8 protein-coding genes are annotated in these 14,925 nt (G+C 40.4%); 6 read left to right on the top strand and 2 right to left on the bottom strand.

What is annotated here, in order from left to right; all coding sequences use genetic code 11:
• Window position 1: 1 nt before the first annotated feature.
• Both AC0L4E_RS06015 and AC0L4E_RS06010 read right to left on the bottom strand, forming a co-directional pair.
• A complete protein-coding gene (locus tag AC0L4E_RS06015) occupies window positions 2-2,629 on the bottom strand; it encodes a glycoside hydrolase family 3 protein (RefSeq protein ID WP_473678430.1) in 2,628 nt (875 codons plus the stop codon).
• A gap of 107 nt (window positions 2,630-2,736) precedes the next feature.
• A complete protein-coding gene (locus tag AC0L4E_RS06010) occupies window positions 2,737-4,062 on the bottom strand; it encodes a sugar MFS transporter (protein WP_473678429.1) in 1,326 nt (441 codons plus the stop codon).
• A gap of 298 nt (window positions 4,063-4,360) precedes the next feature.
• On the opposite strand from AC0L4E_RS06010, the gene AC0L4E_RS06005 reads away from it, so the two are divergent.
• The 6 genes from AC0L4E_RS06005 to AC0L4E_RS05980 all read left to right on the top strand — a co-directional run bounded on the left by AC0L4E_RS06005 (window position 4,361) and on the right by AC0L4E_RS05980 (window position 14,882).
• Window positions 4,361-5,695, top strand: coding sequence for a GH1 family beta-glucosidase (locus AC0L4E_RS06005; protein ID WP_473678428.1), 1,335 nt, complete (start codon window positions 4,361-4,363; stop codon window positions 5,693-5,695).
• A gap of 85 nt (window positions 5,696-5,780) precedes the next feature.
• Entirely contained in the window at window positions 5,781-7,100 is a 1,320-nt protein-coding gene (locus tag AC0L4E_RS06000) for a glycoside-pentoside-hexuronide (GPH):cation symporter (protein ID WP_473678427.1), read from the top strand.
• A 233-nt stretch (window positions 7,101-7,333) separates the two neighbouring features.
• Window positions 7,334-8,341 (top strand): LacI family DNA-binding transcriptional regulator, encoded by a 1,008-nt coding sequence (locus AC0L4E_RS05995; protein WP_473678426.1) that lies wholly within the window; start codon window positions 7,334-7,336, stop codon window positions 8,339-8,341.
• Between the two features lie 862 nt (window positions 8,342-9,203).
• A complete protein-coding gene (locus tag AC0L4E_RS05990) occupies window positions 9,204-12,203 on the top strand; it encodes a TonB-dependent receptor (protein WP_473678425.1) in 3,000 nt (999 codons plus the stop codon).
• Between the two features lie 258 nt (window positions 12,204-12,461).
• A complete protein-coding gene (locus tag AC0L4E_RS05985) occupies window positions 12,462-14,045 on the top strand; it encodes a tryptophan halogenase family protein (protein WP_473678424.1) in 1,584 nt (527 codons plus the stop codon).
• Between the two features lie 117 nt (window positions 14,046-14,162).
• A complete protein-coding gene (locus AC0L4E_RS05980; protein WP_473678423.1) occupies window positions 14,163-14,882 on the top strand; it encodes a SapC family protein in 720 nt (239 codons plus the stop codon).
• Window positions 14,883-14,925: the final 43 nt, after the last annotated feature.

Genomic DNA, 14,925 nt, shown 5'->3' with positions numbered 1-14,925 from the left:
GTTAAGAAGCTGGGCAGGTAATCGTGGCGTCATCTGCCGCATTTGGAACGATTAATAAATCACTGAAGTTAATTTCAGCTTTGCCGTCGGTCGCTAAGTAAAAAGGCGTATTAATGTTACCGAAATCGACTTGTTGATTAGCAAAGCACTTCAAATCAACACTAATGGTTTGCCATTCACCGATAGATTTATTTAAAGCATCTGCAATATCAACATCTGCACGGCAATCTCTATCACATGCCACACCTAGCATGACTGGTTTTTCAAGCTTATTGGTGGTTTTGATTAATACAGATAAAGCTGCATTACTGTTTGAATAGGCACGTAAGTCACGAGGAAAGTTACTGATTAAGCCAACAAAACCAAGACCTGTACCGTTAAAATTAACCAGTCGAGCATCTTCTTGAACTGCTTTATCGAAGGTTCTAAGGGTCAAAGAATCATTTTGTTGAATACTGCTACTCACAGTGTCCATTGTGGTTTCAGTGCCAATAATCAATTTCCATGGCGCCTTCACTGCACGTTCAAACAAAGCTAATGGCTCAAGTTTGGCTTCAGATGCAAAGTTATCTTCTGAAAGCGTATCGGATACTTGGCTTTTTTCACCGTATTTAAGACCATATCCATAGGCAAATAATGGCTGGTAATCTTCATCATTCACATTGACCGTGGTTTGCTGCGGCGTGATTGGCCATGAGAATGAAAGCTTACCGATAAAGTCAGCATTCACTTTGCCATCAGCATTTGAAAATAATACTTGAGCAACACCATCACCTTCAGTGCCAGGTAACCATGCAGCAACAAAGGCATCTGAAGCATTTAATTCGGGGTTAACCCACATAGGGCGGCCACTGATAAAGACTGAAACAACTGGAATACCCTGTGACTTAAATGAGTTTAGCAAGGCTAAATCACGTTTATCACCACGCTGATATTCAAGGTTATCAATATCGCCGTTACCTTCAGCGTAAGGCTCTTCACCAAATACTACAATCGCAACATCGGGTTTATTCGCCGCTTCAAATTGGCCATCAACACTTAACCAAGCTTGTCCGCCAGCAGCTTTAACTGTTTGTTCAATACCAGCGAAAATAGATGTAGCACCTGGGAAGTCTTCGTTTAAGTTATCCGTTCCCTGCCAAGTAATACTCCAGCCACCAGACTGCTTACCAATGTTGTCAGCAGCATCACCAGCAACAAGCACTTTCGCATTAGGTGCCAGCGGTAAAATGTTAGCGTTATTTTTCAGTAGCACTAATGATTCGCGCACCGCTTGTCTTGCGACATCACGATGGGCTTTAGCGCCAATTAACTCAGTCTTACCTGAAATAGCACGGTTAGATGGGCTTGGTTTTTCAAATAAACCAGCGCGGAACTTAACTCTTAAAATACGGCGAACCGCATCATCAACTCGAGCTTGAGTAATTTCACCGCTTTTTACTTGCGCAATCGTGTTTTCATATAGTGGCTTCCAAGCACTTGTTGGCACCATAAATACATCTAACCCCGCATTGGCAGCTTGAGCGCAAGATTCATTAGTACAACCTTCAACTTGACCATGACCATTCCAGTCACCAACAACAAAACCATCAAAACCCATTTTGTCTTTTAGCACGTCATTAAGTAGATACTTTTCGCCGTGGATTTTTTTGCCTTGCCAGCTGTTAAATGATGCCATGACAGTTTGTGCACCGGCTGTTAAACCACCAACATAACCTTGAGCATGGATATCAAATAAATCTTGCTCAGAGTCCATGTTCTGACCTTGATCTATGCCATTTTCGGTACCGCCATCACCTAAAAAGTGCTTAACGGTAGAAATAACATGTTGATCAGATAAAAAGTCATCACCAACTTTGCCTTGTAAGCCTTCAACAATTGAGTGCGAATAGGCTTTAACAATACGTGGGTCTTCAGAGTAACCTTCATACGTTCGTCCCCAGCGATCATCACGAACCACTGCAACCGTTGGCGCAAACACCCAATCAATACCAGTAACCATCACTTCTTTAGCGGTAATCGCGGCAATATCTCGAATAAGATCAGGATTGTTGGCTGCACCTAAACCAATATTATGTGGGAATAAAGTCGCGCCAATCACGTTGTTGTGACCATGTACCGCATCCGTTCCCCACATTGTTGGAATCGCTATACCATCAGCGCTGTCATCCATTGACGCTTGATACATATCTTCAGCTAATTTAATCCAGTCAGCGGGGGTCGCGTGCTTATCATCATTGGGATACGCACCACCACCATTCAAGTAGGAACCAAAACCATATTTGCGCATATCTTCAACGGTGATATCACGAATTTCAGGTTGGATCATTTGGGCAATTTTTTGCTCTAAGGTCATCTTTTCCATTAGCTTAGAAATACGCGCCTCTAATTCAGCGTCTTTCGCTAACGGAATATCTAAAGTAGGCCAAATATCAATGTTATTTTCCATTGTGATAGCATCTTCATTTGCTTGTGCAACTTCCATTACCGCTTGCTTTTCTGACTCAGCTTCAACTGGGATAGCCTTTTTATCATCATCCGAGCAAGCAGATAGTCCAACCAATACGGCGATTATTTGCAATGGCAACGTTAATTGCTTTCTTGCGATAACCCTATTTGCCTTTTCCATAAAATTTGCCTTATCTATTCTTGTAATAATTTATAAATTTGATGCCTGAATGCACGATTCACTACTCAATGACAATCACAATGACATGCACTCAGGTAAATATTTGATTAAACCGCTTGTTGCGGACGCTTGGCTTTACTGCCCACTAAGCCGTAATAAGCGATAAACGCATAACAAACTAGTGGTAAAATGAATGCCAATTGAATACCGAATGAGTCAGCTAGCATGCCTTGCAATAACGGCACGATTGCTCCACCCACAATAGCTAAGCACAACACCCCTGACCCCTGACTGGTATGTTGTTTTAAATCTGCCAGCGCTAAACTGAAAATCGTTGGGAACATGATTGAGTTACATAATCCAACTAATAATAATGCCCACATTGCCGTGGTGCCTTCAGCAAGCATTGCAACAGCAACCAATAACACAGCACATGTCGCGTTAAATGCCAGTACTTTACCTGCAGCAATTTTCTGCATCACTAATGCACCGATAAAACGGCCAACCATCGCACCGCCAAAGTAGTATGCGATGTATTTAGCAGCTTGCGCTTCAGTAAAACCACCAATATCAGGTTGAGTTAAAAAGTTAATTAAAAAGCTACCAATCCCCACTTCTGCGCCGACATAAACAAAAATACCCACTGCGCCTAATACAAGGTGAGGATATTTCCACGCGCTGCCTGTTGCTGACGCGTCTTTTTCAGATTTTTGCTCATTAATACCAAGAGTGGGTAACTTGAGAATGAAGAAAATAATTGCCAATACACATAATGCCCCAGCTAACATTAAGTAAGGTACTTGCACTGTACTGGCTTGATGAACGGCTTCTACAGTTGATGTTGACACTACCGATTCAACTGCAGAATCAGCAACACCAGACTCAGAACTGTGACTCATGTTGCTTAAAATAAGGTAACTACCAAAAAATGGCGCAACCGTTGTACCTAAAGCGTTAAACGCTTGGGTCATGGTCAGCCTTGAAGAAGCTGTTTCAGCAGGCCCGAGTGCACTAACATATGGGTTTGCTGCAACTTGTAAAATAGTAATCCCTGAAGCAAGCACAAAAAAGGCACTCAGAAACATCCAATACGAAGCGTAACTTGCTGATGGATAAAACATCAAACAACCAACACACGCAATGGCAAGGCCAGTCACAATACCCTTTTGGTAGCCAATCTTTCCGACAAGATGCCCTGCTGGGATTGATACAATAAAATAAGCACCAAAGAAGCAAAATTGCACCAACATGGCTTGGGTATAGCTTAATTCGAACATGTTTTTTAAATAAGGAATTAAGATGTCATTTAAGCAGGTTAGAAAACCCCACATAAAAAATAGTGACGTTAATGCCATCAGGGCAAATTTGAAATTCCCCGTTTGATGAACACTTCCCATTTCAGCAGCATCTGCATTTACCGGTGCGCTAGCCATGACATTTCCCCTTTAATTATTATGTATTTATGGTCTAAGTCTATCTAAGCAAGCTTGCTCTACACCTTTTGTAGTAGACAGCTAGACTGTTTCGAGAATTATCTAAATCAATTATTGACCTTTTGTTAATTAATCACTAGTCTCGATGTAAGCGCTTTCATTTTTAACATACCGATAACGAAAGTCAACGATTTTTGTTAGTAAAAATTGTAACAGCACTTCAATAACAGCTTGAGTTACGGCTATTGGAGTTGAGTTGACAGAAATACGTCAGAAACATATTAAGTGAATAATAAATATGAAAATATCTTTACCATCAGATTCTAAAATGCACTCAAAGGATTTTACTTTTGGGGTTGCTACCGCCTCTTTTCAAATTGAAGGAGCTGCTGATTCTCGCTTACCTTGTATCTGGGATACCTTCTGTGCGACGCCACAAAAAATTCGTGATGGTTCTGACGGCAAGCAAGCTTGCGAACATGTAGCATTATGGAAAAATGATGTTGAGCTTATTCAGTCATTGGGGGTTGATGCTTATCGTTTATCAATCTCTTGGGGACGGGTGATTAATCAAGATGGCAGTCTGAATCAAGAAGGTGTGAGCTTTTATACCAAGCTAATGGACGAACTCATCAGCCGTGGTATTAAAGTATACGCGACCCTCTACCATTGGGATTTACCACAACACATTGAAGATCAAGGTGGCTGGCTTAACCGCAACACCGCTTACCTTTTTCAAGACTACGCCGACAAAATAACGCAAGCTCTAGGTAATCGTGTTCATTCCTACGCCACATTGAATGAGCCTTTTTGCAGCTCTTACTTAGGCTATGAAATCGGTATTCATGCTCCAGGACTTGCAACTAAAGCATTTGGGCGTAAATCAGCTCACCATTTATTATTAGCACACGGTCTTGCGATGGAGGTTATTCAAAAAAATAGCCCTGACTCTTTAAATGGCATTGTACTTAACTTCACCCCTTGTTATGCCTATTCAGATAGCCCAGCAGATAAAAAGGCTGCTCAAATCGCTGATGACTACTTTAACCAGTGGTACATGAAACCCATTATGGATGGTGAATACCCTGAAATAATCAATGACTTTGATGATGCTGACAAACCTGATATCCAATCTGGTGATATGGATATTATTAGCCAGCCAATAGACTTCTTGGGAATTAACTTTTATACCCGCGCCGTATATCAAGCCTGCAGTGACAATCAATTTGTCCAAATAGACATGAAAGATGCACCCAAAACCGATATCGGATGGGAAATTTATCCAGCAGCCTTCACCGACTTATTAACTAGCTTACATAACACCTATACATTACCGCCAATTTATATCACCGAAAACGGCGCAGCTATGGATGATAAAATTGTTGATGACGCTGTAAATGATTTAGACCGACTTGAATATTATCAAGCGCATTTAAATGCGGTTAATGATGCTATGGAGCAAGGCGTTAAAGTCGATGGTTATTTTGCTTGGAGCTTGATGGATAATTTTGAATGGGCTGAAGGCTATTTAAAACGCTTCGGGATAGTGTATGTTGACTATCAAACTCAACAACGCACCATTAAGCGAAGCGGATTAGCTTATCGTGATTTTATTAGCCAAAGAGCTAAATAATTACTAGCAACACCAATCAGCACAGGTATGTGCTTGATACCCTACTTGATACTTTAAAAATAATAATGACCCGAAAGAGGTTCGCATGATTAGCGTTAAAGAGAAAATAGCCTATGGATTAGGTGATACAGCCAGTAATATTGTGTTCCAAACAGTAATGTTGTTTTTAACCTTTTTTTATACTGATATTTTTGGTATTTCACCTGCATTTGTCGGCACCATGTTTCTTGCCGTTCGCTTTATTGATGCGATAACTGACCCACTAATGGGCGCATTAACAGATAGAACAGAAACCAAATGGGGTAAGTTTCGTCCCTACCTTATGTGGTTCGCGTTGCCGTTTGGCTTAATAAGTGTACTTGCTTTTACAACACCAGATTTAGCCGAAGAAGGTAAAATGATATATGCCTTCGTAACTTATACGGCATTAATGATGGTTTATACCGCCATTAATATTCCTTATTGTGCATTAGGCGGCGTATTAACTGCAGATCCTAAAGAACGCGTGTCTGTCCAATCATATCGCTTTGTATTTGCCATGATTGGCGGGTTAATGGTATCGGCATTAACTTTACCGTTAGTGGAATATTTCGGCCAAGGCGACCAAGCAAAAGGCTACCAACTTACAATAGCGGCAATGAGTGCGTTAGGTGTCGTGATGTTTGTCTTATGCTTTTTAGGCACTAAAGAACGCTTACACCCACCTAAAGATCAAAACTTAAGTTTTAAAAGAGACTTCAAATTACTTTGGCAAAATGACCAATGGCGTATTCTGTCTATTGCCGCTATTTGGTTGCTATCAGGCATGGTACTTAAAACCAGTTTGGCAATTTATTACGTTAAATATTTTTTGCATATGCCCGACTCTATTACTCTATTTATTACCTTAGGTATGATTGGTAACATTTTCGGTTGTATTTTGGCAGAGCCTTTGGCTAAACGAGTTTGTAAAGTCAAAGCCTACATTAGCATTCAATTTATCGCTGCTGCGCTTTGTATCGCTGCTTATTTTGTCTCAGGTGATCAAGTTGAACTCGCGTTTGCCTTATTTATTTTGTGGGGCTTTACCTTCAATATGGGCACGCCACTGCTTTGGGCTAAAATGGCTGATGTTGTTGATTACGGCCAATATAAAACCGGCGTTAGAATAACCGGAATGATTTATTCGTCGGTGATTTTCTTTATCAAATTAGGTGTCGCAATTGGCGGGGCAGCTGCAGGTTGGTTACTCGCGTTATATGGTTATCAAGCCGATGTTGAGCAAACAGTTGCGACTCAGCAAGGTATTTTAATTTCATTCACTATCTACCCTGCTGTGGGTTCTATTATCGTAGCAATAGTGATGAAGTGGTATAAATTAGATAATAATCAAGTTGAAAAAGTGCATGCAGCAATAACTCAATAAACAGATACTTATTGCTTATGAATTTCTCATGAATTACTCAAAATTGTATATAGTTAACGGTTTTATGGCTTGATACTATTTATACATTCAATAGAAAAAACTACTTAATTGGCGAGTTGGCTAGACATTATTCGCCATTTAGATTTATTTTTTAATGATTGTGCTAAATAGTTCATGCTAGTCTAACCGACGTTTTGATTTTCATAAGCTAAAACAGTATTAAATAGGGATATATGGCGACAATATACGACGTATCAGTCTTAGCTGGCGTATCACTGGCAACCGTTTCACGGGTGATGAATAACAACACCAAGGTCAGTGAAAAAACCAGACAAAAAGTGATGAGTGCAATGGAACAATTGGGCTACCGCCCAAATACCATTGCCCAATCACTTGCGTCTAGTCGCTCTAATAGTGTCGGCGTTCTTGTCTCGCAACTTGACGGTCCATTCTACGGCCCGATGATGACTGAGATTGAGACAGCCCTTCGCGCAGGTAATAAGCACGTTATCATTGCAGCAGGTCACAGCGATGAATCCCAAGAAAGAGACGGCGTAGAGTTTTTAATTAGTCGAGGCTGTGATGCATTAATCTTAGATGTTGAAGCCGTTGATGATGACTACTTAATTAAGTTACATCAAGGTTCGACGCCTATCGTACTGATTAACCGTTATATCGATGAAATCAGTGAACGCTGTGTTTATCTAGATAATGAGCTCGGTGGTTACCTAGCAACAAAACATGTCCTGCAACATGGACACAAACACCTGGCCTATATTTCTGGACCACTATTTAAACTCGATTCGCAAGACCGTTTAACAGGTCATAAACGTGCTTTAGCTGAATTTGATGTTGAATTTGATCAACAGCTTTTTTACGAAGGAAACTATAAAGAGCAAGGTGGCAGTGAAGCCATGGATGCACTTTTAAAAGTTAATAACCCCTTTACAGCTGTAGTGTGTGCCAATGATCAAATGGCTTCTGGTGCAATTGCAGTTTGTCTCGAGAAAGGCATGAGTATTCCTGAAGAGCTCTCGTTTGTTGGCTACGATAACATTCCTTTCCCGCAATATATCTCCCCAAAACTCACCACTGTGAATAACCCAATTCACGAGATGGGTAAAATGGCGGCCTTATGGGTGCTGAAGCATATATATAATGACCCTAAACCGTTAGTTGAAAACACATTTAGTCCAGCGCTTATCGTGAGAGACTCAGCAACTAAGCCAATGAGTAAGTGATAGTTAAGCCATAAAGTTTATAGCTTACAAGCTAACTTTTATAAACCGTAACTTAATTTGACGTTGCGGTTTTTTATTGCCTATGACTCACTCTCTTTGAAGACAAAATCAAACATTTAACTGGCTTTATCCGAAGTTGTGAACATCAAAGCTCATTTGTATATAAGGCTTTTTAGTTTCGTATTTATACTCTTTTAGTATCATAGCCTTCAAGACTTTTTAACTTTTTCTCTTTTAGTTTTCCTCTTAGTTTTTTCTTAGCTTTCTTTCTAAATTTGTTGCTCATTTTCTTAATAACCGTTCAATTGATTTATTTACTGTGTTAGCGCTAATTAATCGCTAACCGAGCTTACAGAAAGTAAAACCCAATAACTCCTTACCACTTTTAAGTTCTTATTTTATTCATTAAGACCTGTTTATTTATCATACAAAATAGGCTTAATTCACTATGTATCACTTTGAAACTGTCTTTGTTACAAAATAACCTTCCTCTATCTGCAACAAAGCATCCACCTACCCCAATAAAACTCCAAATAATGTAAGCGCTATCACAAAATTATTTCATTTATTATTTTTATTAAAAACTCAATATTAATTTTTTTAGCCATTAGTTTCAACAACTTAATAAAAACATAATTATTCTGACACAAAAACAAGGTTAACAACTTGTAATTTTTTGTAGTAATTATTGTTGACGCTGTTAACAAATTAATCTAGTTTTATGTAAGCGCTTACATTAACTTTTACATAAAGGCTTTTTAAAGCGTTTACAAATGATGAATAAAACACATTACGTTCATACGTAATCCGAATAAAAAAATCAGAGAGTAGTAGCCTGAGATCTAGTCGAGGGGAGACTTAGATGAAATTTAGAACATTTAAAAAGACCAGAATTGCCACTAGTTTGTCGGTAGTACTGAGTGCAAGTACCATGATGCCAGCATTTGCAGCTGATGAAGTTGCTGCAGATGAAAACATTGAAGTACTTAAGGTCACTGGTATTCGCGGAAGCTTAATTAAATCTATGGATTTAAAACGTAGCTCTGACGGTATCGTTGATGCAATTAACGCTGAAGACATTGGTAAGTTCCCAGACAGTAACTTAGCAGAGTCTTTACAACGTATTACTGGTGTATCAATCGACAGACAAAATGGTGAAGGTAGCCGTGTATCTGTTCGTGGTTTCGGTGCAGACCAAAACTTGGTTATGCTAAATAACCGTCAAATGCCAGTAACAACGGGTTCTCGCTCTTTCGACTTCGCCAATATCGCATCTGAAGCAATCAGTGCCGTTGAAGTTGAAAAAACCAGCCAAGCAAAGAACTCAACTGGTGGTATCGGTGCAACCATTAATGTTCTAACTCATCGCCCTTTAAGCTCTCCAGGTTTAAAAGCAACCTTTGGTGTTAAAGCTGTTGATGATCAATCAACTGATGAAGGTTCAGTCACACCAGAACTTTCAGGCCTATATTCAAATACTTTTGCTGATGGCAAATTTGGTATTTCGATTTCTGCAAGTTACCAAGAACGTGAAAGTGGTAACCAACAAGCACAAGTCGGCACAGGTTGGCGTAGCTTCCCAGGTATTGTTGACCAAGACTGGGGCGGCGATAACGCTGAATGGGGTGGTGTTCCAAAAGATGACAATCAAATTAATCGACCAGGCGAAGGCGATGTTTACGCAGTTCCACAAACGACAGTTTACCGTTTTGAAGAACAACAACGTACTCGTACTAACGGTCAGTTAGTATTGCAATACGAGCCAATTGACTCGTTACGTGCAACATTAGATTACACCTACATGCAAAATGATGTTGATACCCAGTCACACGATGTATCAGCATGGTTTAACTTCGTACCAACTCAAGAAAGCACTTGGTCTGACGGCCCAGTATCTTCTCCACTGGTTTACTCTGAAACTTACCCTGATGGCGGCGCTGATTTATCAATGGCAGCTGGTGATTTTGGTACACGTGATGAAAGTGGCTCTTTAGGCTTTAACTTAGAGTGGGATGCGACAGATAATTTATTCTTATCTTTGGATTACCATACTTCTGAAGCTGAACGCTCTCCAAATAGCCCGAATGGTAGTAACAGTAACTTAAGTACGGCAGCATTTATTCGTACCAGCGCTGCAACTGACTTTACTGGTGATGTACCTGTATTGGCTGTTGGCGGTGGTAATGCTGTTCGCCCTGAAGATATGCGTGTAACTGGTTCTGTATTTGGTAATGCTCGTAATAAATCAGAAGTTGAGCAACTACAAATCAATGGTACTTACGTCTTTGAAGAAGCAGGTAGTATTGACTTTGGTATCGCAGCTACTGACGTAAACAATCACTCTCAATCAGTCAACGTTCAACGTAATGACTGGGGTGGTGTTGGCGCTGAAGGCGACTTTGACCCTTCTTGGTTCCCAGCGGGTAGTGTTCAAGATAAGTTTGATGGTTCACAAGGTGACTTCTCTGATTACCAAGGCTCTGCATCTATCGATCCACAAGATGTGATTTTCCTTTGGGACTTTGAAGCCGTTCGTTCTCGTGCAGCTGAATTATATGGTTCGTCAGCAATTGGTGACTGTGGTAATGGCTTCTGTCCATCTACAGATTACGCTAGCGATACCGACCGTTTCACTCAAGAAGAATCTCAATCAGCTTATATCCAATATAACTTCGAAGGTGATTGGGGCGATATGCCATTTGATGTTCACTTCGGCGTACGTTATGAAAAAACCGATGTTGAATCTAAGTCTGCAGTGTCTTCTTATGACCAAGCTACTTGGATTGCTGAAACAGAAATCGCACTTGAGAGCACGACTACAGATAACCGAGTATTTGGTACGCAAACAGGCTCTTATGATTACTTCTTACCAAGCTTTAACTTCAATATCGAAGTGGTAGAAGATGTTTACTTACGTGCAGCATATAGTGAAACCATTGGCCGTCCAGATTACACCTCGATTCAAGGTGGTACTACAGTCGGTACACTAGCTAACCGCGGCGGTGGTAGTGGTTCAAGTGGTAACCCAAGCCTACTTCCACTTGAGTCAACTAACTATGACTTCTCTGGTGAGTGGTACTACGCTGACGCTAGTTACGTATCTATTGGTTACTTCCGTAAAGACGTGACCAATTTTATTGATAGTAACCCTGTAAACTCTACTATTTATGAAATTGCAGATCCATCAAATGGGGTTTATGTTGCAGAAGCGATTGCCGCAGGAAATGTAACAGCAATTGATCAGCGTCAGTGGATTTACGACACTTACGGTGCAACCGATCCAAATGTAACTTTAAACCCAGATAACGGCAATATTGAAATCACTGGTAACCCAGGTGACCCAAGCCTTAACTTTGTACTAACAACACCTTCTAACAGTAGCGACAGTTCTGTGATTGATGGTTGGGAGTTCGCGGTTCAACACTTCTTCGGTGAGTCAGGCTTTGGTATGCAAGCTAACTACACCTTAGTTGATGCGGGCGACACTTATGATAACGCTAATTTAAACCGTCCTGGTGATGACCCACAAAATGTACTAACAAATATCAGTGATACAGCTAACGTTGTTGCTATCTACGAAAACTACGGTTTCTCTGCGCGTCTTGCATGGAACTGGCGTGATGAGTTCTTGAACGCAACAGGTGATGGTACTGGTGCTAACCCAAGTTATACCGAAGAATACTCACAAGTTGACTTCAATATTGGTTATGACATCGCCGCAGTTGAAGGCCTAACGGTATTCTTCGAAGGGTTAAATATTACCGAAGAAAATACTCGTACACATGGTCGCTCATATAGCCAAGTACTTAACTATACCCAAACAGGAGCTCGCTACAGCCTAGGTGCTCGTTACACTTTCTAACAGTACTTTTGTAAAGATTAGGTCGTTTGAGGTGGCCGCCATGGTCACCTCTTTTTTTAAGCTACATCCAATTTGCAACAAGGAAGTTGCACCTTTTTTTACGAACTTACAATTCTATTTCATTATTACAAATTATTACTTACAAACACTTGTAAGCGATTGAAAAATATTCAATGCTAGTTAAGTGTTACCTTAATTCAAATTAGTTAACACAACAAAAGTATAGCCTTATCAATAACACTAAAAAATAGGCAGCTCATGGAACAAGCGATACAAAACATCATTATTGTTGGCGGCGGCACTGCAGGTTGGTTAACCGCAGGGATACTAGCTGCTGAGCATAACGCTGATAATGGCAAACTATCGCCCTCCCCTAAACTCAATATTACTTTAATAGAATCTCCTGATGTCCCTACCATTGGTGTCGGTGAAGGCACTTGGCCTTCAATGCGAACCACGCTTAAAAATATCGGTATTAGTGAAACCGAATTTTTAATGAGCTGCGATGCAAGCTTTAAGCAAGGCTCACGTTTCATTAACTGGACTCATGCTCATAAAGCGAGTAACAGTTCTGCTGAACATTATCTGCACCCTTTTAGCTTACCTATCGGAACTAACGAATTAGATCTCTGCCCATATTGGTTACCTCATCAAGAGCAAGTTAGCTTTGCTGATGCCGTTGGACAGCAAAATCAATTAAGTCAGTGCAGTTTAGCACCTAAACAAATCACCACAGGTGAGTATCAGTTTCAAAACAATTATGGTTACCACCTCAATGCAGGGAAATTTAGCCAGTTATTGCAAAAACATTGTACTGAAAAGCTTGGAGTCAGCCACATTCAAGACCATGTGACTGCAATTCACAAAAATGACAGTGGTGATATCAGTCATTTATCGACTAAACAATCTGGTGAGCTAGCCGGTGACTTTTTTGTCGATTGCACTGGGGTTAAATCCTTACTACTGGGCGAGCAGTTAAACGTCCCTTTTGTATGTCAAAAGTCGGTGTTATTTAACGATTCAGCACTAGCTGTACAAGTCCCTTACCCACAAGCTGATACAGAGGTTGCCTCTTGTACTCACTCAACCGCCCAGACAAATGGCTGGATTTGGGATATAGGCCTACCTACAAGACGCGGGGTCGGTCATGTTTATTCATCAAGCCATACTGACCAAGCGCAAGCTGAAAAACAGTTGATTGAATACCTAAGACCCACTGTAGGTATTGATGTGGATAACCTCGAAATCAGAAAGCTATCGATAGCGCCGGGTCATCGAAAAGTATGTTGGAAAAACAATTGTATGGCTATCGGCATGGCCTCAGGCTTTATTGAGCCACTTGAAGCATCAGCTTTAGCATTGGTTGAGTGGAGTGCCAATACATTAGCCAAACAGCTACCGAGTAACAGGCAAGTCATGGATATTGTTGCCACGCGAGTGAATAAAAGGTTCAACCAACATTGGCAGCAGATAATTGAATTTTTGAAGTTACATTATGTGCTCAGTAAACGCAGTGACAGTGACTATTGGCACGACCATCGTGAATCATCAACGATACCCGATTCACTGCAGCAGCAAATTGAATTATGGCGCACTCAAACGCCAAGTAAGCATGATATTCAATACACCGATGTATTATTTCCTGCTGCCAGTTTCCAGTTCGTGCTCTACGGCATGGAGTTTCAAACTATGATCCCAAGCCATTTAAAACCATCACTGCAAAACCGAGCACAACAACTGTTTGCTGAAAATGTAAAACGCACCCAAGGATTGAAACAACTTTTGCCCACTAACCGAGAGTTACTGGCAAAAATTGCCCAATATGGACTACCTAAGATTTAGCTCTAAACAAGAATATTTGAGCTGTAATAAATGAGTACTAATAAACAAGCAATAAAACTAAAAAATTATCATTAAATAATAAGCACAGCTACGGCTGTATTTGATTAGGATGTCAGCATGAACAAACCAGTATTACTTAATAGTGTCGATCATAAAGATCTAAAAATCATCACCGAACGTTCAGAAAAGTATGGTGACAACCTTTGGTATACAGTGACTTTTCCAGCCGAATTTAGAAGTGTTCAAGCGCACTATCCCATCTTTTTTCAAAAAGACAGCAATACTGGTCAATTTTACTCAATTGCCATGTTTGGTTTCCAACATAAAGAAAACCTATTCCTTCAAGATGGCAAATGGCAAGCTGCGTATATTCCATTAACCGTTCGCCGTCAGCCATTTTTAATCGGTCAGCAAACCGTGCAAGAGGATGGCGTAGAACAAGTTCAACGCGTGATCCACTTAGACCCAAATCATCCAAGAATTAATGAGGAAGAAGGTGAACCTTTGTTCTTCCCTTATGGTGGTAACACGCCTTATCTTGATGAGGTCGGTGAAATGCTAGAAACCATTCACCATGGTTTAATTGATAGCAAAAACTTTATTGATACCTTGATCAAACTCGAATTACTTGAGTCATTTACTTTAGATATTGAGTTAGATAACGGTGAAAAGCATCAGATGATCGGTTTTTATACCATTAATGAAGAAACCCTTGCTGCCCTTCCAGCTGAAACATTGGCAGAACTGCATCAGCAAGGTTATCTCAATGCTATCTATATGACCTTGGCGTCACAATCTAATATCCGACAATTATTGAATTTTAAAAACGCTCAATAACATTAGCCAGTGTCATTAGCCGTAACTAGGTAAACAAGGTTGT

It is taken from the genome of Shewanella sp. GJ50-10, from assembly GCF_055808815.1.
Note: the sequence above shows the minus strand (reverse complement) of the source record. Positions and strands in the feature narration are given on the sequence as shown.